General features: G+C 65.1%; 17 protein-coding genes. 11 read left to right on the top strand and 6 right to left on the bottom strand.

What is annotated here, in order from left to right; translation table 11 throughout:
- Positions 1–7: 7 nt before the first annotated feature.
- A complete protein-coding gene (locus AC629_RS31505; protein ID WP_084808727.1) occupies positions 8–826 on the bottom strand; it encodes a 3'(2'),5'-bisphosphate nucleotidase CysQ in 819 nt (272 codons plus the stop codon).
- Positions 813–2210 carry a TldD/PmbA family protein gene (locus AC629_RS31500; RefSeq protein ID WP_084808726.1) on the bottom strand — a complete coding sequence of 466 codons (1398 nt, stop codon included), beginning with the start codon at positions 2208–2210 and terminating at the stop codon, positions 813–815. Before AC629_RS31500 ends, AC629_RS31505 begins: the two co-directional genes overlap by 14 nt.
- 250 nt (positions 2211–2460) lie before the next feature.
- Between AC629_RS31500 and AC629_RS31495 the strand changes: the two genes are divergently transcribed.
- On the top strand, positions 2461–2979 hold the full coding sequence (locus AC629_RS31495; protein ID WP_084808725.1) for a DUF6101 family protein: 519 nt from the start codon (positions 2461–2463) through the stop codon (positions 2977–2979).
- A 118-nt stretch (positions 2980–3097) separates the two neighbouring features.
- Here AC629_RS31495 and ubiA read toward each other — a convergent pair whose 3' ends face one another.
- Both ubiA and AC629_RS31485 read right to left on the bottom strand, forming a co-directional pair.
- A complete protein-coding gene (gene ubiA / locus AC629_RS31490) occupies positions 3098–4054 on the bottom strand; it encodes a 4-hydroxybenzoate octaprenyltransferase (RefSeq protein ID WP_084808724.1) in 957 nt (318 codons plus the stop codon).
- A 156-nt stretch (positions 4055–4210) separates the two neighbouring features.
- Positions 4211–4870, bottom strand: coding sequence for a hypothetical protein (locus tag AC629_RS31485; protein ID WP_084808742.1), 660 nt, complete (start codon positions 4868–4870; stop codon positions 4211–4213).
- A 212-nt stretch (positions 4871–5082) separates the two neighbouring features.
- Here AC629_RS31485 and AC629_RS31480 point away from each other — a divergent pair, with 212 nt between their 5' ends.
- The 6 genes from AC629_RS31480 (at position 5083) to AC629_RS31455 (ending at position 11165) form a co-directional block, all read left to right on the top strand.
- Complete coding sequence (locus AC629_RS31480) at positions 5083–5898, top strand: 16S rRNA (uracil(1498)-N(3))-methyltransferase (protein WP_245332051.1); 816 nt, start codon at positions 5083–5085, stop codon at positions 5896–5898.
- Between the two features lie 102 nt (positions 5899–6000).
- Positions 6001–7152, top strand: coding sequence for an ATP phosphoribosyltransferase regulatory subunit (locus AC629_RS31475; protein ID WP_084808741.1), 1152 nt, complete (start codon positions 6001–6003; stop codon positions 7150–7152).
- Positions 7153–7155: 3 nt separating this feature from the next.
- The gene (hisG, locus tag AC629_RS31470) at positions 7156–8133 is read left to right on the top strand and encodes an ATP phosphoribosyltransferase (RefSeq protein WP_084808723.1); all 978 of its coding nucleotides are present in this window, start codon (positions 7156–7158) and stop codon (positions 8131–8133) included.
- Positions 8134–8219: 86 nt separating this feature from the next.
- Complete coding sequence (locus AC629_RS31465; RefSeq protein ID WP_084808722.1) at positions 8220–9266, top strand: glycosyltransferase family 2 protein; 1047 nt, start codon at positions 8220–8222, stop codon at positions 9264–9266.
- Positions 9263–10108, top strand: a complete 846-nt coding sequence (locus tag AC629_RS31460) for a ChbG/HpnK family deacetylase (RefSeq protein ID WP_084808721.1) — start codon at positions 9263–9265, stop codon at positions 10106–10108. The genes AC629_RS31465 and AC629_RS31460 overlap by 4 nt, the downstream gene beginning before the upstream one ends.
- Before the next feature lie 220 nt (positions 10109–10328).
- Positions 10329–11165, top strand: a complete 837-nt coding sequence (locus AC629_RS31455; RefSeq protein ID WP_084808720.1) for a DUF2076 domain-containing protein — start codon at positions 10329–10331, stop codon at positions 11163–11165.
- A gap of 167 nt (positions 11166–11332) precedes the next feature.
- On the opposite strand, the gene AC629_RS31450 is transcribed toward AC629_RS31455, so the two are convergent.
- The gene (locus AC629_RS31450; protein ID WP_084808719.1) at positions 11333–12130 is read right to left on the bottom strand and encodes a L,D-transpeptidase; all 798 of its coding nucleotides are present in this window, start codon (positions 12128–12130) and stop codon (positions 11333–11335) included.
- A 314-nt stretch (positions 12131–12444) separates the two neighbouring features.
- On the opposite strand from AC629_RS31450, the gene AC629_RS31445 reads away from it, so the two are divergent.
- On the top strand, positions 12445–13224 hold the full coding sequence (locus tag AC629_RS31445; RefSeq protein ID WP_084808718.1) for a protein phosphatase CheZ: 780 nt from the start codon (positions 12445–12447) through the stop codon (positions 13222–13224).
- 195 nt (positions 13225–13419) lie between these two features.
- On the opposite strand, the gene AC629_RS31440 is transcribed toward AC629_RS31445, so the two are convergent.
- The gene (locus AC629_RS31440; protein ID WP_084808717.1) at positions 13420–13941 is read right to left on the bottom strand and encodes a hypothetical protein; all 522 of its coding nucleotides are present in this window, start codon (positions 13939–13941) and stop codon (positions 13420–13422) included.
- A 315-nt stretch (positions 13942–14256) separates the two neighbouring features.
- Here AC629_RS31440 and AC629_RS31435 point away from each other — a divergent pair, with 315 nt between their 5' ends.
- The 3 genes from AC629_RS31435 to AC629_RS31425 all read left to right on the top strand — a co-directional run bounded on the left by AC629_RS31435 (position 14257) and on the right by AC629_RS31425 (position 17819).
- Complete coding sequence (locus AC629_RS31435; protein ID WP_074122688.1) at positions 14257–14553, top strand: co-chaperone GroES; 297 nt, start codon at positions 14257–14259, stop codon at positions 14551–14553.
- A 164-nt stretch (positions 14554–14717) separates the two neighbouring features.
- On the top strand, positions 14718–16349 hold the full coding sequence (gene groL, locus AC629_RS31430) for a chaperonin GroEL (protein ID WP_084808716.1): 1632 nt from the start codon (positions 14718–14720) through the stop codon (positions 16347–16349).
- Between the two features lie 258 nt (positions 16350–16607).
- Positions 16608–17819 (top strand): hypothetical protein, encoded by a 1212-nt coding sequence (locus AC629_RS31425; protein ID WP_084808740.1) that lies wholly within the window; start codon positions 16608–16610, stop codon positions 17817–17819.
- Positions 17820–18833 lie beyond the last annotated feature (1014 nt).

The following is an 18833-nucleotide window of genomic DNA, read 5'->3' as shown; positions in this document are numbered from 1 at the left end:
AAAGCGCTTACGGCAAGGGACGGCTTCGAAAATGCGCGACAATGCTCGCATGACGATCGCGCCCCGCTGCCACCAGCACCCCGTGCGTCACTTCCCGGCGGTTATAGAGGATGGGATCTCCGGAGAGGTCGCTCATTCTACCATCCGCTTCCTGCACGATCAAATCGGCCGCCGCAAGGTCCCAATCATGGCTGTTGCCGCCCGCAAAAGCCGCATCCAGCACGCCATCGGCGACCCGGCAGAGGCGAAGCGCCAGCGAACCGATTCGCGAGTGTAGCCTGATGTCACCGCCAGAGCTATTGAGTCGCTCGACCATCGGTTTCGGGCCGGCGACGCGGGAGAAGTCGAGCGCGGATCCACCCGCCGCGTGCACGGCCTTACCGTTGAGGGTCGTGCCCCGACCGCGGACCGCGAAGAAGAACTCATCGCTCGTGGGCGCGAACACCGCGGCGAGGACGGGCGAAGCATCCTCGACCAGCGCGACGCTGACGCACCATTCGTCATGGCCGTTGAGATAGTTGCGGGTGCCGTCGATGGGATCGACCACCCATGTCAGCCGCCGCGACAGCCGCGCCGCATCGTCGGCGCTCTCCTCCGACAGCCAGCCATAGTCGGGCGTCGCAGTGCGCAAGCGCGCTTCGAGGAGGTCGTTGACGGCGATGTCGGCTTCCGACACCGGCGAGGACACGCCCTTGATCCACTTCTTCAGCTCGGTACGAAACATCGACAGCGCGAGCGCGCCCGCCTCCCGCACCGTGTCTCTCAGCAGCGCCGCATCACGTGTCAGGATGGTCTCATCGATAGATTTCGCGTCAGCGTCCGCCAAGCGTCAAACCCTCGATGCGCACGGTCGGCGCATTGATGCCGTAGCGGAACTCGAGATTGTTCGCGGGCTGCATCGACTTGAAGATCTCGAACAGGTGCCCTGCGATCGTCACTTCGCTCACGGGATAGGTGATCTCGCCGTTCTCGATCCAGAAGCCGGAGGCGCCGCGGCTGTAATCACCGGTGACGCCGTTGACGCCGGAGCCGATCAGATCGGTGACGTAGAAACCCTGCTTGATGTCGGAGATCAGCTCAGCCGGCGTCGGGGTGCCGGCTTCAAGATGCAGATTGTAGGGCCCCGGCGACGGCGAGGAGGAGACACCGCGATGGGCGTGGCCGGTGGTGGTGAGGCCGAGCTCGCGGGCGGTGGCGCAGTCGAGCAGCCAGGTCGTCAGCACGCCTTCGTCGACGAGAGCGATCCTCTTCACGGCAACGCCTTCTGCGTCGAAGGTCTGCGAGCGCAGCCCCCGCTTGCGCAGGGGATCGTCGATGATGCGGATATTTTTCACAAAGAGCTGCTGGCCGAGCTTGTCCTTCAGGAAGCTGGTCTTGCGCGCGATCGAGGCGCCGTTGATGGCGCCGACGAGATGACCGACCAGGGAGCCCGCGACGCGCGGATCGAACACAACCGGCACCTTGCAGGTCTCGACCTTGCGCGGATTGAAGCGCGCCACGGTGCGCTCGCCGGCGGAACGGCCGACGACTTCCGGCGACAAGAGGTCGGCACCGTGCGGCGCCGAGGTGAAATCGTAGTCGCGCTCCATGCTGGTGCCTTCGCCTGATATGGCGGTGGCCGAGATGCCCTGACTGGAACGCAAATAGGAACCATGGAAGCCGGTGCTGGTGACGAGCACCATGCCGCCCATTCCGGCAGACGCCGATGCGCCGCCGGATTTGGTCACGCCCTTCACGGCAAGTGCTGCAGCTTCGGCCGCGAGCGCGCGGCGCTCGAGCTCTGAGGTCGTGGGCACGTCGGGATCGAGCAGGTCGAGATCGGGAAAGTCGCGCGCGAGAAGCGCGGGATCGGCAAGGCCGACATATTGGTCGACGGGCGCGACCCTGGCCATCGCGACCGCGCGCTCGGCAAGCTTGGTCACGGCATCGCCGCTGACGTCGTTGGTCGAGACTACCGCCTGCCGCTGGCCGACCAGCACACGCAGGCCGACATCGTCGCCCTCGGAACGCTCGGATTCCTCCACGCGCCCGTCGCGCACCTCGACGCCTTGCGAGACGCCGCGCACCGCGACCGCATCGGCCGCATCCGCGCCGGCGCGCTTGGCCGCCTCCACCAGCCGCTGCGCCAGATCCGACAGCGCGGACTGATCGAACAGGTCGCGGTTATCAGCGGGAGAAAGCGTTGAGCTTGCGGATGGTGAAGCGTTCACGAACGAAATCCTGTTGGGGGCGAGGTTCGGGCTTTGAGGGCGACCAAACCCACCAGATGTGCCCGATTGGCACGGACTTCAAGCATTTTCAGCCCGCAAAAGCTCAGATTCGCAGTTTGCGCGCAACGTCTTGTCAATCATGCGCGGCGGTGAGGTTGGATTAACCAGCCTTCTTAAGCGGTTTCAGAAAGGCGCGCGCTAAGGTCCTCGCATCGACCGGGAACATAATCCCGGCGGGGAGACTAAAGCCGTGAGGCGTCAAACAGCAACATGCGGGGTCGCTCCCGCCGGGTCGAGCCGCTCCTTGCGGCTCGACCCTCTTTCCCTTCCGGTCCGCTTCGATGCGCACGATCCGCGCGCCGACGGATATGTCCGGCAGATCGAGCTTCATCGCGAGCGTGTCGTGCTGCGCCGTGCCGTCCGCGGCATGCAAATGGCAATCAACGTCCGCGTCAGTGACTTCACCGGCGTCGCGCTGCGCGGCAATGACGAGGCGCAGGCCCTCGTCCTCGTACATCGCGATCCCTCGCTCTCCGTTCCGCTGCAGGTCAGCGCCGACGGCGAGGAGCTCACGGAGGCCTGGGCGATCTGGAGCGAACTCTTCGCGCTGCCGCAGCTCGACGAAGGTGCGCGCAAGCCCACACCGCGCCGTCGCCGCTGCAACGCGATCCGCGCCCGCCGTCCGAAATTCCTGATGCGCCGCCGCGCCGGCATCGCGCGCGAACTTTCGGTTCATCAGGGCGAACGCGAGATCATCGCGCGGAATTGAGCGTGATTCCAAATCCGTAGGGTGGGCAAAGCGAAAGCGTGCCCACCTCTTTTGTCGCAATCTTGGAAAGATGGTGGGCACGGCGCGAGTGCGCCTTTGCCCACCCTACGAGTTCGCGTCAGGCCGCCCGCATCACTGCGTCGACGAGCAATCCCGCAAACAGCAGCAGCCCCGCATCGCGGTTCGATTTGAACAGTCGCAGGCAGAGTGCGGGATCGTTGATCCTGAGCCGCGCGATCTGCCATGCCAGATGCAGAGCAAAGACGGCGAGCCCGAGCCACGCCGGCCAGCGCGCATCGCCTGACGCCAGCGCGACGCCGATCAGCATGACCGCAAGGCCATAGAACAGGATCAGGGCCTGGTGCGTATGCGCACCGAACAGGCGCGCGGTGGACTTGATGCCGATCAGCGCGTCGTCCTCGGCATCCTGATGCGCATAGATCGTGTCATAGCCGATCACCCACGAAATCGAGCCGGCATAGAGCACGAGCGCGGTCAGGTCGATGCGTCCGAAGGTGACGGCAAATCCCATCAGGGCGCCCCAGGAGAAGGCGAGCCCGAGCACGATCTGCGGCCACCAGGTGATGCGCTTCATGAAAGGGTAGATCGCGACGATCAGAAGCGAGGCGATGCCGGTCAGCACCGCGAAGCGGTTGAACTGCAGCAGCACCGCGAGACCGATCAACGCCTGCGCCACCATGAAGACCAGCGCCTGCTTCGTGCTCACCTGCCCCGACGGCAGCGGCCGCGAGCGGGTGCGCTCGACCTTGTCGTCGAGGTCGCGGTCGGTGATGTCGTTCCAGGTGCAGCCCGCCCCGCGCATCACGAAAGCGCCGATGAAGAACAGGACGATGGTGAGCGGCAGGCGGCGGACGTCGTGCGCCATGCCGGCGGCGAGCGCCGCCGACCACCAGCACGGCATCAGCAGAAGCCAGGAGCCGATCGGACGATCGAAGCGCGACAATCGCAGGTAAGGCCGCGCCCATTGCGGCGCGAGCGTATCAACCCAGTTGCCAGTGGAGTCGGCAACGCGGGCGGATGGGCTAGTGCCCAGTTTTCGAAGTTCGTATTCCATTGCGATACATTCCGGTACGAACTTCGAAAACTATAAGAGCACTAGCAAGAAGAGCACTAGCAAGAAATTACAGTCCACGTGCCGCTTGTCGATTTGAAGTTCCTATGAGGAGCGCGCGGCAGACACCGGAGGAACTTCAAATCGGCGGCACGTGCCTCATCGGGTCAGGACGTTGCCGTTGAGCGTGTCGAAGGTGCTGCCGCCCTTCTTGCCCGCATTGGCTTCGGGCGCCGAGCCCGAACCCAGCACCTCGCTCAGCGACGGACCAGCCGGACCGCGCGGCTGGTTCTGCATCTGCTGTGCAACATTGCAGACCTTCGCCTGCATGGCCTCGGTGTTCTTGTGGCCGGCCTTCAACTGGTCGCCGACCTGCGCCGGGATCCCGCATTTAGAGGCGTTGGCCTCGATGTACTTGATCATCTTCGACTCAGCCTGGCTGAAATTGCGGATCAGCTTGCAGGCCTCGTCCGGTTGGGCATGACGGTCGCTCGCCGCCTTGATCAGCTTGCCGCGCTTCTCAGCTTCCTCGCGCAGGGGCATGAACTGCTTCATGCAGTCCTCGCCTGGACCACCTTGCGTCGGCGGGGCCGCGCTGAAAGCGCCGGCGCCACCGACGGGCGCAGCACCGTTCACGGGGAATGACGTTTGCGGCGCCGCGCCGACAGACGCGACCGGGGCAGAGCCGTTCACCGGCGGAAATGCGGAATCGGTCTTAGCCTGGCCGGGCAGCGGCGCGGGGAAACCCTGCGCGTAGGCGCCCGCGGCACCCATGGCGACCATGGCGGCAGTGATCGGAACCATCAAATGACGGATCATCAAGGCAGTTCTCTCCGGCAGGAGCTTACGGGGTTCGGCGTCTTCCCAATTGAAGCGCAACCAGCGTGCTCGCGTTTTTACGATTCCCGCCGGGGCTTAACAACCCGTTGAATAGGGCAAGAGCGCGGCGCGGAGACGCACCGGGTTGGCAATATTTACCCCTGAAACGGCTGCTTTCGGTTAAGAACGGCGGCAAATCGGACCTTTAAACGATGCCCTCGCACGATTTTCGCGCCCCGCGCCTGTTTGTCGACGCTCCCCTTGCCCAGGACGCCAGGGTCGCGCTCGACCGCGACCAGGGCAATTATCTCGGCAATGTGCTGAGACTTGCCGCCGGCGCCCCGGTTCTGGCGTTCAACGGCCGCGACGGCGAGTGGCAGGCCGCCATCGAAGGCCGCAAGCGGCCGGACGGGCTGGTCATCCTCCAGCAGACCCGGCCCCAGGACCGGTTGCCCGACCTCACTTACGTCTTCGCCCCGCTCAAGCATGCGCGGCTGGACTACGTGGTGCAGAAGGCCGTGGAGATGGGCGCCGCCACCCTGCAGCCGGTCCAGACCCGCTTCACCCAGGCCTCCAGGGTCAACACCGAGCGGATGCGCGCCAATGTCGTCGAGGCGGCCGAGCAATGTGGCATCCTGAGCCTTGCCGCCGTGGCCGAGCCGGTGCCGCTGGAGCGCTTCCTCAGCCAGCGCGCCGCCAACCGCCTGCTGGTGTTCTGCGACGAGGCGGCGGAGGTCGAAAACCCCATTCAGAGCCTGCAAAGCGCGCGCGAGGCTCATCAAGGCATCGACGTGCTGATCGGCCCCGAAGGCGGCTTCGCCGAGGAAGAGCGGGCGCTGCTGCGGCGGCAGCCCAAAATCCTGCGGCTGGCGCTGGGCCCGCGGATCCTGCGCGCTGACACGGCCGCCGTGGCGGCGCTGGCGCTGGTGCAGGCGGTGCTGGGCGATTGGGGGGGCAAGACTCCCTGGCTTCAAGACCAGCTTCAAGACCACTTGGCTACGCCGATTGGCGGGCCGTTAAGCGATTGATCCTTTGGAGGTCGAAACCGCTTTCAGGCCATGCTAAGGGCTGCGCCAATTCGAGTGCCTCCCCTTGCCCTGCCCGGTTCCACCGGGACGATGGACCCCGAGATGACCGCGACTGCCACCTCAAATGCTGCCGGCTCTGCCGCCTGGGCGGATACGCTGCTCTTGTCGTTCGCGCAGGCCGGCTATGTCAGGGCCGAGCCAGCCATCCTGCAGCCGGCCGAGCCGTTCCTTGACCTCTCCGGCGAGGACATCCGCAAAAGCCTGTACCTGACCAGCGATCTCTCCGGCGAAGAGCTCTGCTTGCGCCCGGATCTAACCATTCCGGTAGCGCGCGATTACCTCGCGTCCAGCCGCGCCGGCCAGCCGGCCGGGTTCAGCTATCTCGGCCCGGTGTTTCGTTACCGTAGCGGACGGGCCAGCGAATTCCTGCAAGCCGGCATCGAATCGTTCGGCCGCCAGGACCGCGCCGCAGCCGACGCCGAGATGCTGGCGTTGGCGCTGGAGGCGACCGCCGCCTTCGGCGTCCGCGATGTCGAAATCCGCACCGGCGACGTGGCGCTGTTCAACGCGCTGCTCGACGCGCTTAACCTCTATCCGGTCTGGCGCCGACGCCTCGTCAAGGATTTCAACCGCAAGATCAGCCTGGAGCAGGATCTGGAGCGGCTCGCGCGCACGGCCACCGCGACCCGCAGCGAGTATGAGGGCGTGCTCGCCGCGCTCGCCGGCTCCGACCGCAAGGCCGCGCTCGCCTTCGTCACCGATCTGATGTCGATCGCCGGAACCACCAATGTCGGCGGCCGCACCACGGCCGAGATCGCGGACCGCTTCCTCGAGCAATCGACGCTGAAGGGCGGCGCACTGCCACGCGAAGCAATCACCGTGCTCAAGCGCTTCCTGTCGATCTCGGGCAATCCCGACGACGCGATCGCCGAGCTGCGAGCGCTTACGGCTGATGCGAAGCTCGATCTCGCCTCGGCCATAGACCAGCTCGAGAGCCGGGTGGGCTTCATGGCCGCGCACGGCATCGACGTGAAGCAGTCGCGGTTCTCCACCGCGTTCGGACGCGGGCTCGACTACTACACCGGCTTCGAATTCGAACTGCATCACAGGGACAACGGCACCGAGCCGCTGGTCGCCGGTGGCCGCTATGACGGGCTGATGACCCAGCTTGGATCTGCCGAGCCGATTCCCGCGGTCGGCTTCTCGGTCTGGGTGGACGCGCTGACCCGGATCGGCCGCAAGGTGGGAGCTTAAGTCATGAGCGCGCCATTCGTTCTGGCCGTTCCCTCCAAGGGCCGCCTCCAGGAAAACACCGAGGCCTTCTTCGCCCGTGCGGGCCTCAAGCTGTCGAAGGCCGGCGGCGCCCGCGACTATCGCGGCACGATCGCAGGCCTCGACAATATCGAGGTCGCCTATCTGTCGGCGAGCGAGATCGCCTCGCAACTGTCCCGCGGTTTTGCGCATCTCGGCGTCACCGGCGAGGATCTGGTGCGCGAGAACATCGCGGACGCCGACAAGCGCGTATCGCTGATCGAAGGGCTCGGCTTCGGCTATGCCGACGTCGTGGTCGCGGTGCCGCAGGCCTGGATCGACGTCCGCACCATGGCCGACCTCGACGACGTCACCACCGGCTTCCGCGAGCAGCATCACATGCGGATGCGGGTCGCGACCAAGTTCATCAACCTCACCCGCGCGTTCTTCTCGAACCACGGCATCACGGATTACCGCATCGTCGAAAGCGCGGGCGCGACCGAAGGCGCGCCGGCGGCAGGCAGCGCCGAGCTGATCGTCGACATCACCACCACCGGTGCAACGCTCGCCGCCAACGGGCTGAGGGTGCTCGATGATGGCGTGATCCTGCGCAGCCAGGCCAACCTGGTTGCCTCGAAGGGGGCTGACTGGTCGCCGCAGGCGCGGGAGACCGCGCGCGTCATCCTCGATCACATCGCGGCACGGGCGCGGGCCAACAAGTATCGCGAGGTCCGGACCCGCTTCAGGCAATGCGACGAGGCCCTGCTCGGCGAAGCCCACAGCCGGTTCGGCGTCGAAGCCCCGTTCGGCGGGCCGACCTCGTCAGGCATGCTCACGCTGCACTGCCCACCGGGGCAGCTCTATGCGCTGGCGAGCTTCCTGCGCGAGCATGGCGCCGAGACCGTCTCGGTGGTTTCGCTCGACTACGTGTTCGACCGGGAGAATCCGCTGTTCGCCAAGCTCGAGGCGTTCCTGCGGCGGTGAGCCTCAGGTTCGTTCAGCGTAGCGACAGCAATTGGCAGCTACCATATGCTGTTGGAATGACCTAAACGCCTCTGGAACCTTGATCGATGACGCTGGGCTCTGACGTTTCCGGCCTGACGACCACCGCGGCCGGCGCCGCCGCGAAGGGACTGTCGATTGTCGTCCCCGTCTATAACGAGGCGGCGGGCCTCGCTGCCCTGCACCAGCGCATCTGCGATCTCGCGAAGACCTTGCGGCCGCGCTATCGCCTCGCCTGCGAGGTCGTTTATGTCGACGACGGCAGCGCGGACGCGACGCTGTCGATCGCACGCGGACTGCCGGCCGACGCGATCGATGTTCAGGTGGTGTCGCTGTCGCGCAATTTCGGCAAGGAGGCGGCGCTGATGGCCGGCCTCGACCATGCCCGGCTCGGCGCCGTGATGTTCATGGACGGCGACGGCCAGCATCCGCCAGCCCTGGTCGAGCAGCTCGTGGGGCACTGGATCGATGACGGCTATGACGTCGTCTATACCGCGAAAGCGCATCGCGACAACGAGACCTTCCTGCGGCGACTCGCCGTGCACGGGTTCTACGCGCTGATCAATTGGGGCGCGCGCCAGAAGATCCCGGAGGATGCCGGCGACTTCCGCCTGCTCTCGCCGCGGGCGGTCGCAGCGCTGAGGCAGCTGCCGGAGCGCAACCGCTTCTTCAAGGGGTTGGCGAGCTGGATCGGCTTCCGCCAGATCCGCGTCGACTACGAGCCCGCGCCGCGCGCCCATGGCGTCACCACCTTCAACGCCGCACGCCTGCTCGGCCTGTCGATCGAAGGCCTGACCTCGTTCTCGGTGGCGCCGCTGCGCTTTGCCAGCCTGCTCGGCGTGGTGCTCGCCGGCGGCGCGTTCCTGTTCGGCCTCTCGATCCTCTGGGAGGTCTGGACCACCGGCAAGCAGGTGCCGGGCTATCCCTCGCTCGTGGTCGGCCTGATGACCATCGGCGGCGTGCAGCTCATCATGATCGGCATCGTCGGCGAATATATCGGCAAGATCCTCTCCGAGCTGAAGGCGCGCCCGATCTACTTCGTCGCCGAGCACAGCGAAAAGCACTTCGAGATCGATAAGGCCGATGAGGCCTCGAAGAGGACGGCCGCCGAATGAGCGCGGCCGCGACGCCGCGGCGGATCTGGCTCTGCGCTGACGATTACGGCATCAGCCCGGGCGTCAATCGCGCCATCCGCGACCTGATAGAGCGCGGCCGTCTCAACGCCACCTCCGTGATGATGGTGGGCCCCGCGATCGAGCGCAGCGAGATCGAAGCGCTTCAGGCTGCCGCGAAAGCGAGCCCGCGCTGCGCGATCGGATTGCACGTGACGCTGTCGGCGCCGTTCCGGCCGCTCACCATGCATTTCCGCCCGCTCGACGGCGACATGTTCATGCCGTTTCCAAAGCTGCTGCGTGCCGGCCTTGCGCGGCGGCTCGACCGCGAGTTCTTTCGCAACGAGGTGAAGGCGCAGCTGGCCGCCTTCGCGGAAGCGTTCGGCCGTGCGCCTGACTTCGTCGACGGCCATCAGCATGTGCAGCTCTTTCCGCAGGTGCGCGACGGCTTCGTCGATGCGGTGAGCGAAGCCGCGCCGAACGCCTGGGTGCGCCAGGGCGGCCGCAACCTGCCGCTGGCGCAGCGGCTGGCCTCACCCAAAGCCATGGTGCTCGATATCCTCAGCGCGCAATTCCGGCGGCGTGCCGCCGGCGCCGGCCTCAGCTTCAATCCCGGCTTCGCCGGCGCCTATGACTTCACGCGGGCGGCCGATTTCGGCGAGCTGATGCGGCAATTCCTGGAAGACCTGCCGGATGGCGGCCTCGTGATGTGCCACCCCGGCTTCGTCGACGACATCCTTGCCGGTCTCGATCCGATGACCGACGTCCGCGAGCGCGAGCACGGCTATCTCGCCGGCGATGCCTTCGCGCGCCTGCTGGGTGACAGCGACGTGACGTTGGGATGAAACCGGCGCAAGCTGGAGCCTTCCGTTCCGATGGAATCGGAACGGGGCTCTAGATTCTTGTTTTGACGCGTTTTCTTCACGCGAACCGGTATCCACTTCGCTCGAAAACGCTCTACGAGGCAGCTTGTCGCATAACGAAATTTAATCCGCCCGCCACTGTTGGGGCCACAATGGAACCCTACATCCCGGTGGCGCTTGTTTCGCGCAAGGGAGACTGACCATGACGCCCCAGGAACGCCAGCTCGTTGACGAGCTTTTCGACCGGCTTTCGAAACTGGAAAATGCACCGCGCGATCCCGACGCGATCGCCGCGATTTCCGACGGCCTCCGCAAGGCGCCCGGCGCGATCTATGCGCTGGTGCAGACCGTGCTGCTGCAGGACGAAGCGCTGAAGCGCGCCCATGCCCGCATCCAGGAGCTGGAGGCGGAGCACGCGCCCGAGCAGGCCCAGTCCGGCGGCTTCCTGGATTCCATGCGCGAGTCGCTGTTCGGATCGAGCCCGTCGCGCGGCTCGGTTCCGAACGTACCGCCGCGTGACTCGCGGCCGGTCTGGAACAGCGGCCAGGCAATGCAGCAGGCCCAGCCAGGCTATGGCCAGCCGCCTTACGGTCAGGCTTATGGACAAGGTCAGGGCTATGGCGCTCCGCCGGTCGGCGGTGGCGGCGGCTCCTTCCTCGGCACGGCGGCGGCGGCCGCGGCCGGCGTCGTCGGCGGCTCGCTGCTGCTCTCCAGCATCCGCGGCATGATGGGCGGACCGCATCAGCAGGCCTTCGGCGACACCAACGCCTTGGGCGACCACAGCTCGGGCGACCGCAGCCCGTGGGGCGGTAGCGACCAGTCCGGCGGCTCGCTCGCGCGCGATGCCGGCCTCAACGACATCGGCTCGAACCGGGATTCCCGCCAGAGCTTCGCCGACCAGGCGTCGAACGACGATCGCAACAACAACGATCAGAGCTATAGCGATCAGGACTACGACGATCAGGACGACGACAACATCGACATGGCCGACGACAGCGATTTCGGCGGCGGAGACGATGGCGGCAGCGATTACGCGTGACGCTCATCTTCTCCCTCTCCCCGTTCTTACGGGGAGAGGGTCGGGGTGAGGGGCTCTATCCGCAAAGCCGGTAAGCGTTGAGCTCGTGGAGACTCCCCCTCACCGGGAATTCGCGCTTCGCCCGAATTCCGGCCTCTCCCCGCAAGCGGGGAGAGGCGAAGTAAGTCTCACATCACGACAACCTTGGTGCCGACATTGACGCGGCCGTAGAGGTCGATGACGTCCTCGTTGCGCATTCGGATGCAGCCGGAGGAGACGTTGGTGCCGATGGTCCAGGGCTCGTTGGAGCCGTGGATGCGGTAGAGCGTCGAGCCCAGATACATCGCGCGCGCGCCAAGCGGATTTTCAGGACCGCCCTCCATGTGCCTGGGAAGGTCGGGCCGGCGCGCGATCATTTCCGCCGGCGGGGTCCAATCCGGCCATTCGCGCTTGGCCGTGATCGACTTCACGCCGGACCAGGTGAAGCCGGGACGGCCGACGCCGATGCCGTAACGCGTCGCTCTGCCATTGCCCTCGACGAGATAGAGGAACTTGTTCGGCGTATCGACCACGATCGTGCCGGCACTTTCCTTGCCGCTATAGTCAACAAGTTGTTTCTCATACTTCGGATCGAACGGAAGCGACCGCGGGTCGACCATCTCCTGCTGAACCGCTCCCTGCATCTGCGGCTCGCCCATCGGCGGAAGGCGACGCTGGTCGTAATAGCCTGGCTGCTGCTGATAGATCGGCTGCTGCGGAGCGTAAGCCGGACCGCGGCCGGGCCCGTCGCCAAACAGGAACTCGATGAAGCCGCCGCCCATGTTTGCATTGGAGGCGACACGCGCCGTCGCCTGCGGCACCTGCGGCCGGTAGAGCACCACGGGCGGATCGTTCGGCACCGAATTGTCGAAGGCGCTAGCGTTGTTCGCGCCGGCAATGAAGGTGCAAGCGCTGCCGAGCAGCGCGACAGACATTTTCTTGAACATCGACGTACTCTGTACTGTTTCGTCTAGATCACATTCGTCGTGGAGAGCTGATGGCTGATCCGCGCTCGCGACGTGGTCAATAAAAAGCAAAAGCCGTTTTGTTTGGTAAACGGACGCCGCGTTTCGATTCACCACGAAGCGAGCGACGCGGCAATTTGGCGATCAGCGTTTATTTTCGATGAACGCCGCGCGCCCATGGTTAATCGCGCGTTTTCACGCCGTCGCGCGCGGCCGCACAACGGTTCCCGCTGTGAACCTCGTGTTAAATCGCTTCTGTCTACAAAGACGCGTGAGTGAGGTGGGGGAGTATCCTGATGGCTGTTCACCGCAAGCGTTTTCGTGCCGAGGACATCATCGGCGGCGAAATGCCAATTCTTGACGAAGCCGACGAGACAATGCCGATGCATAGCGAGATCATGGCAGAGCTGCGCGCGATCCGCGCACAGATGGCGAAGGGCGCTGTCCCGCTGTCCGGCAGCGCGGCCATGGCAGCGATCGACGCCTCCTCGGCTCAGCAACTCTCCGAAGCGCGCACCATGCTCGAGACCTATCGGGCACAGATTGAGCAGTGCGAGAAGCTGAAGGTCGAGCTCGACCTCATCCATGACGCGATCGACCGCACCAAGCGCGAGATCGCGGTGCTGCATGGCAAGAGCTTCAACGGCGAAGAGATGGCCAAGGTCAACGGCGAACTCGGCGCCGTGGTCGGCGGCACCGAGCAGGCGACCCAGCAGATCCTCGAAGCCGCCGAGTCGATCGATCAGGCAGCCAGCGCCCTCGCCAAGGTCGACTCGGTCGACCAGCAGAAGCGCCTCGCCGACGACATCCAGGAACGCGTTATCTCGATCTTCGAGGCCTGCAACTTCCAGGACCTGACCGGCCAGCGCATCAGCAAGGTCATGACCACGATGAAGTTCATCGAGCAGCATATCAATGCGATGATGGACATCTGGGGCGGCGTCGACGCGATCAAGGCTCACGTGCCGGCGCACGTCGACACCCGCGACGAGGACGAAAAGCTGCTCAACGGCCCCAAGCTCGCCGGCGACGTCGGTCACGCCTCGCAGGACGACATCGACGCGCTGTTCGACTGATCGGACGCGGCAGAGAGAAAAACAAAACGCCGGCGAAAGCCGGCGTTTTTTTTGTCATTGCGAGCGAAGCGAAGCAATCCAGACTGTCTCTGCGGAGGCGGCCTGGATTGCTTGGTCGCGGAGCTTGTCATCGGGCCGCGCTTCGCGCGGACCCGTTGGCTCCTCGCAATGACGAGTGATTAGGTCAGCGCCCGTTCACGCCCGCGGCGCGCAGCGGACGTAGACCATGTTGCCGTAGCGGGTGGCGGCGTCCTTGTCGATGAAGCGGGTGACCAGGACGCGGCCGTCGAAGGAGACTATCTCGCGGTCCTGCTCGCCGGGGGTCGGACCGGCCGGCCCGATATAGTTCTTGCCGCTGGGCGAGCCCTTCAGGCGCAGTTCCTGCGGCGTCGCCTGGTCGGCGAGATGCATGATCACGCCGCCGGAGGAACCGGCGGTGATCACGTAGGGGTTCTTGCACTGGGCCCGGGCGGCAGCCTCGGTGCGGGCGCGGTCGGCCGGGTTCTGGTACGAGGCGAGCCCCCAGCGGCCGACGATCTCGTCGGAGCGGATGGTGGCCGGCATTTCCGGGCCGGTGCCGGGCTCGGCTTCGGGCGGCGGCGAGGATGAAGAGAAGGACGGCAGGCTCATACCGCCGCCGCAGGCGCCGAGCAGCAACGCCAGGCAAGAGGCAGCCGCCAGATTGGCGACCGTGCGCGCGTGAGCTGAACTGATCATGGCATTCCCCCGAACAAGACCATGGCCGCACCCCTCCCGCAACCAAGCGCAAAACCGTCGCCGGAGCAATGACGTCCTTTGATCCGCCAGTACCCCGATCGAGTTTCCAATGCCAGCATCCTATATCCGCCTCACCAATCGCTTAACCACCTTTGCTTGACAGGACCGCGGCCAAGCCATATTTCCGGGCGCACTATTAGCACTCGGAAAGGCCGATTGCTAAGCGTGCCGTTCGATCCTCGCAACGAGGGTGGACGGAAGCGCCGCCCCACCCACTTCCACTACTTCCGAAGCGAGCCTCCAAAGGGAAACGTCATGGCTAAATCCAAATTTCGTCCGCTGCATGACCGTGTCGTGGTCAAACGTATCGACGCCGAGGAAAAGACCAAGGGCGGCATCATCATTCCGGACACCGCCAAGGAAAAGCCCTCCCAGGGCGAGGTCGTCGCCGTCGGCTCCGGCGGTCGCGACGAGACCGGCAAGCTGATCCCGATTGACCTCAAGGTCGGCGACCGCGTGCTGTTCGGCAAGTGGTCGGGCACCGAGGTCAAGATCGACAACGAAGAGCTCCTGATCATGAAGGAGTCGGACATCATGGGCGTGATGGCCTAAGGCCGAACGCCTGAACAGCCGCTGAATACCCTTAACTGTCATGCCCGGGCTCAACCCGGGCATCCATCATTTTCGAAAGCGGATGGATTGCCGGGTCAAGCCCGGCAATGACGAAGGACAGTGCGGCGCCCCAATCCATCCAAGGTTTTTCAGGAGCATTAGAAATGGCTGCCAAAGACGTCAAATTTTCCGGAGACGCGCGCGATCGCATGCTGCGCGGCGTCGACGTTCTCGCCAACGCGGTCAAGGTGACGCTCGGCCCGAAGGGTCGCAACGTCGTCATCGAGAAGTCGTTCGGCGCGCCCCGCATCACCAAGGACGGCGTCACCGTCGCCAAGGAGATCGAGCTCGAGGACAAGTTCGAGAACATGGGCGCCCAGATGGTGCGTGAGGTCGCCTCCAAGACCAACGACCTCGCCGGCGACGGCACCACCACCGCGACCGTGCTGGCCCAGGCCATCGTGCGCGAAGGTGCCAAGGCGGTTGCCGCCGGCATGAACCCGATGGACCTCAAGCGCGGCATCGACACCGCGGTTGCGGCCGTGGTCAAGGACATCGAGAAGCGCGCCAAGCCGGTTGCCGCCTCCTCCGAGGTCGCCCAGGTCGGCACCATCTCGGCCAACGGCGATAGCGCCATCGGCAAGATGATCGCCCAGGCGATGCAGAAGGTCGGCAACGAGGGCGTCATCACCGTCGAGGAGAACAAGTCGCTCGACACCGAGGTCGACATCGTCGAGGGCATGAAGTTCGACCGCGGCTATCTGTCGCCCTACTTCGTCACCAACGCCGAGAAGATGACCGCCGAGCTCGAGGACGCCTACATCCTCCTGCACGAGAAGAAGCTCTCGGGCCTGCAGGCCATGCTGCCGGTGCTGGAAGCCGTGGTGCAGTCCGGCAAGCCGCTCGTCATCATCGCCGAGGACGTCGAGGGCGAGGCGCTGGCCACCCTGGTCGTCAACCGCCTGCGTGGCGGCCTCAAGGTCGCCGCCGTCAAGGCGCCGGGCTTCGGTGATCGCCGCAAGGCCATGCTCGAGGACATCGCGATCCTCACCGGCGGCCAGCTCATCTCCGAAGAGCTCGGCATCAAGCTCGAGAACGTCACGGTGAAGATGCTGGGACGCGCGGGCAAGGTGGTGATCGACAAGGAGAACACCACGATCGTCAAGGGCGCCGGCAAGAAGCCGGAGATCGAGGCCCGCGTCGGCCAGATCAAGGCCCAGATCGAGGAAACCACCTCGGACTACGACCGTGAGAAGCTCCAGGAGCGTCTGGCCAAGCTCGCCGGCGGCGTCGCGGTGATCCGCGTCGGCGGCGCGACCGAGATCGAGGTCAAGGAGAAGAAGGACCGCGTCGAGGACGCGCTCAATGCCACCCGCGCCGCGGTGCAGGAAGGCATCGTCCCCGGCGGCGGTGTCGCGCTGCTGCGCGCCAAGAAGGCAGTCGGCCGCTTGTCCAACGACAACGCCGACGTGCAGGCCGGCATCAACATCGTGCTGAAGGCGCTGGAAGCTCCGATCCGCCAGATCTCCGAGAACGCGGGCGTGGAAGGCTCGATCGTCGTCGGCAAGATCCTGGAGAACAAGTCCGAGACCTTCGGCTTCGACGCCCAGACCGAGGACTACGTCGACATGGTTGAGAAGGGCATCATCGATCCCGCCAAGGTGGTGCGCACCGCGCTGCAGGACGCCTCCTCCGTGGCCGGCCTGCTGGTGACCACCGAGGCCATGGTCGCCGAAATGCCGAAGAAGGAAGCTCCGCCCGCCATGCCGGCCGGCGGCGGCATGGGCGGCTTCTAAAGCCCATCCTCACCTTACAGCGTTGCGAAGGCCGCCTCCGGGCGGCCTTCTTTTTTGCAGATTTGTTTTTTTGCAGACTTGGGCCCGTGCTTTCCAATTCAACCGACGGCCAAAACCCACTACGGTGACGCGCAGATTCTAGGGCGCGATGGAACAGGAACCAATCGTCATCGCGCTTTAGGTTGTTGTTCGGGCATGATCTTGTCGGAAAGCCGCTGCACACTTCGGATCATGCCCTATTGCTCGAGGATTTCGTCGATGCGCGCGCTTCTGGTTTGCCCGACAGCTCTTTTGGCGGCCCTGTTCGCCATGTCACCCGGATTCGTATCCGCACAGATGAAACTGTCGCCGAAGGCCACGGCGCCCGGCGGCGTCGAGACGCGCTATTTCACCTCGATCGATGGGCTGATGGACGGCAATGCCGACGTGATCCTGAAAGAGACGCGCCAGGGCAAGACGGTCACCGCGGCCGTGCTCGACGTCTGTTATCCCGTCGCAAAAAATTCGGACCGCAAGGATCGCTTCGTCGTCAACCTCCAGGTCGCGGGCCAGAACCTGACGGGCACGACGCAGAGCCTCGGTGAGAAGGCGCCGGTCAGCGTCAAGCTGCTGCGCAAGCCGACCGGAGACACGTTCGAATTCCGCGGCCAGATCGCGATCGGCCAGGCCGTGACCGAAGTCGCCTCGCCCGACAATTCCGATCTCAGCGAGAAGGAATTTCAGGACAACCAGACCTCCGACGACGGCATCACGCCGCAGCCGAAGGATTTCACCGACGTCTCGCCGGAGGCGATCGCGGTCAAGGTCAAGCTCGATGCCGCAACCGACTTCCTGAAGAGCCTGAAGGGCCAGGAGGTCGAGGTGACGCTGGCGAGCCTTAACGTCGGTTGCGACGCGCTGCGCGCCGGCGAGCGGACCATCAACATGTCGGTCGATCCGGAGCGCGCCGGCGCGCTGCTCGCAAAATTCAAGGCGATGCCGGGCGTCACCGCGGCGGGCTGGACCGCGGGCATGACCGAGATGGACCGCACCATCCGCTTCCCCGCCGCCGACTGGCGCGAGGGCGACAAGATCAACCGCGACAAGCTCGCGAGCGCGGTGGCGGGCGTGCTGAGCAGGACGCTCGCAGCAAAGCCGGTCTCGCAAGGCTTCAACCCGGCCAACGGCAGGCTCAAGCTGGTCTTCAAGCGGCCGAACCAGGATTTCCCGGCGCTCGAGCTCACCGACACCATCGAGGTCGCAGGCCTGGTCTCGCCCGACAAGCCAGGCACGACCGACAAACTGATGCTCTGGATCGGCAGTCCCTCGACCACGATCTCCGACGAGAGCAGCGGCGCCAAGCTCAATCTCTCGGATGAATCTGCGGTGGACGAGGAAGGCGACCAGCCTGATGACAACGGTTCGATCGAGGCGCTCACAAAGGAGCTGAAAGGCCAGCGCTGGGACGCCGACAAGTCGACGTGGAAGTAGTCAGGCGCTGCCGCAGTCGTTTGCATGATCGTTAAGATTCGATTCAGTTTAGGCGGCCATCATCGGGTAGCCGAACGTGGGTCGCATCATGCAAGACCACGAGCCGAGTACCCTTGAAAACATCTGGTTGGGGAATGTGGCTGGCGACCGGTTGCCGAGGCAGCCAGTCGGGCTGCGGAATCTGTTAAGCCACGATCGCGACGAAGTGCTCGTGCTACGAGACTCGCTTGGTGTTCGAGTTCGCAACTTTCTGCTGTACACAATTGCGCTGACGGCAAGCTTTGGCCTGGGATGGGCCGGGGGCCTGAATTGGCCTGAGCTCGCAAGCATGATCAGCCTCCGTCCGATAGCCCAGAAACATACGGCTTCATCGCAAATTTCTGAAACGAGATCCGGGGGCAAGGTCGAAGGCGTTCGAAAAACCGCATCTCACCCGGATCTGCAAACAGCGGCACCCGCCTTTGTAGGAAGCATTCCCAAGCCGTCCACCACATCGCCCGCCCGCTTGCCCAATGGCTTGGTCTCTCAGGCGAATACGAGCCTCTCGGGGCCAGCAGCTGCCATGAGGCAGCCTCTGGCGCCGGCGCCGGAAACGAGACCGACAACCATTCCCGGGTGGACCGTTGTTGACGTCCGGGACGGAACTGCCGTTCTCGACGGACCTGACGGAATTCGGATGGCCGCACGCGGTGACACAGTTCCCGGACTCGGGCGCGTCGACTCCATCGTGCGCTGGGGCAGCCGCTGGATCGTTGCCACCGCCAACGGGTTGATCGCGACGCCGTAAAGGAGCTGAAGGGCCAGCGCTCGGACGCCGACAAGTCGGTGTGGAAGTAGGCGGAGCTATCGTGCCCCCGGCTCACAGCGCGGAGCGCTGCGAGCCAGGCCCAGAGGCCAAGGGCTCGGTCGCGGAGAGACTGGGTCCCTGTGTCTTGGAAGTCTGTCAGGATAGGGTGGGCGGGAAGCCGTTGGGTCCTTGGCGCTTGACGCCGTGAGCCGGCTCGGTCTCCCGCC

Source organism: Bradyrhizobium sp. NAS80.1 (assembly GCF_001908205.1).
Taxonomy (GTDB): domain Bacteria; phylum Pseudomonadota; class Alphaproteobacteria; order Rhizobiales; family Xanthobacteraceae; genus Bradyrhizobium.
This window is presented reverse-complemented; position numbering and strand designations above follow the sequence as displayed.

Bases quoted from the DNA above. Each gene is read 5' to 3' on its own strand.
- ubiA (WP_084808724.1), bottom strand. From the start codon at position 4,054: ATGGAATACGAACTTCGAAAACTGGGCACTAGCCCATCCGCCCGCGTT.
- AC629_RS31485 (WP_084808742.1), bottom strand. From the start codon at position 4,870: ATGATCCGTCATTTGATGGTTCCGATCACTGCCGCCATGGTCGCCATG.
- AC629_RS31480 (WP_245332051.1), top strand. From the start codon at position 5,083: ATGCCCTCGCACGATTTTCGCGCCCCGCGCCTGTTTGTCGACGCTCCC.
- AC629_RS31475 (WP_084808741.1), top strand. From the start codon at position 6,001: ATGACCGCGACTGCCACCTCAAATGCTGCCGGCTCTGCCGCCTGGGCG.
- hisG (WP_084808723.1), top strand. From the start codon at position 7,156: ATGAGCGCGCCATTCGTTCTGGCCGTTCCCTCCAAGGGCCGCCTCCAG.
- AC629_RS31465 (WP_084808722.1), top strand. From the start codon at position 8,220: ATGACGCTGGGCTCTGACGTTTCCGGCCTGACGACCACCGCGGCCGGC.
- AC629_RS31460 (WP_084808721.1), top strand. From the start codon at position 9,263: ATGAGCGCGGCCGCGACGCCGCGGCGGATCTGGCTCTGCGCTGACGAT.
- AC629_RS31455 (WP_084808720.1), top strand. From the start codon at position 10,329: ATGACGCCCCAGGAACGCCAGCTCGTTGACGAGCTTTTCGACCGGCTT.
- AC629_RS31450 (WP_084808719.1), bottom strand. From the start codon at position 12,130: ATGTTCAAGAAAATGTCTGTCGCGCTGCTCGGCAGCGCTTGCACCTTC.
- AC629_RS31445 (WP_084808718.1), top strand. From the start codon at position 12,445: ATGGCTGTTCACCGCAAGCGTTTTCGTGCCGAGGACATCATCGGCGGC.
- AC629_RS31440 (WP_084808717.1), bottom strand. From the start codon at position 13,941: ATGATCAGTTCAGCTCACGCGCGCACGGTCGCCAATCTGGCGGCTGCC.
- AC629_RS31435 (WP_074122688.1), top strand. From the start codon at position 14,257: ATGGCTAAATCCAAATTTCGTCCGCTGCATGACCGTGTCGTGGTCAAA.
- groL (WP_084808716.1), top strand. From the start codon at position 14,718: ATGGCTGCCAAAGACGTCAAATTTTCCGGAGACGCGCGCGATCGCATG.
- AC629_RS31425 (WP_084808740.1), top strand. From the start codon at position 16,608: ATGCGCGCGCTTCTGGTTTGCCCGACAGCTCTTTTGGCGGCCCTGTTC.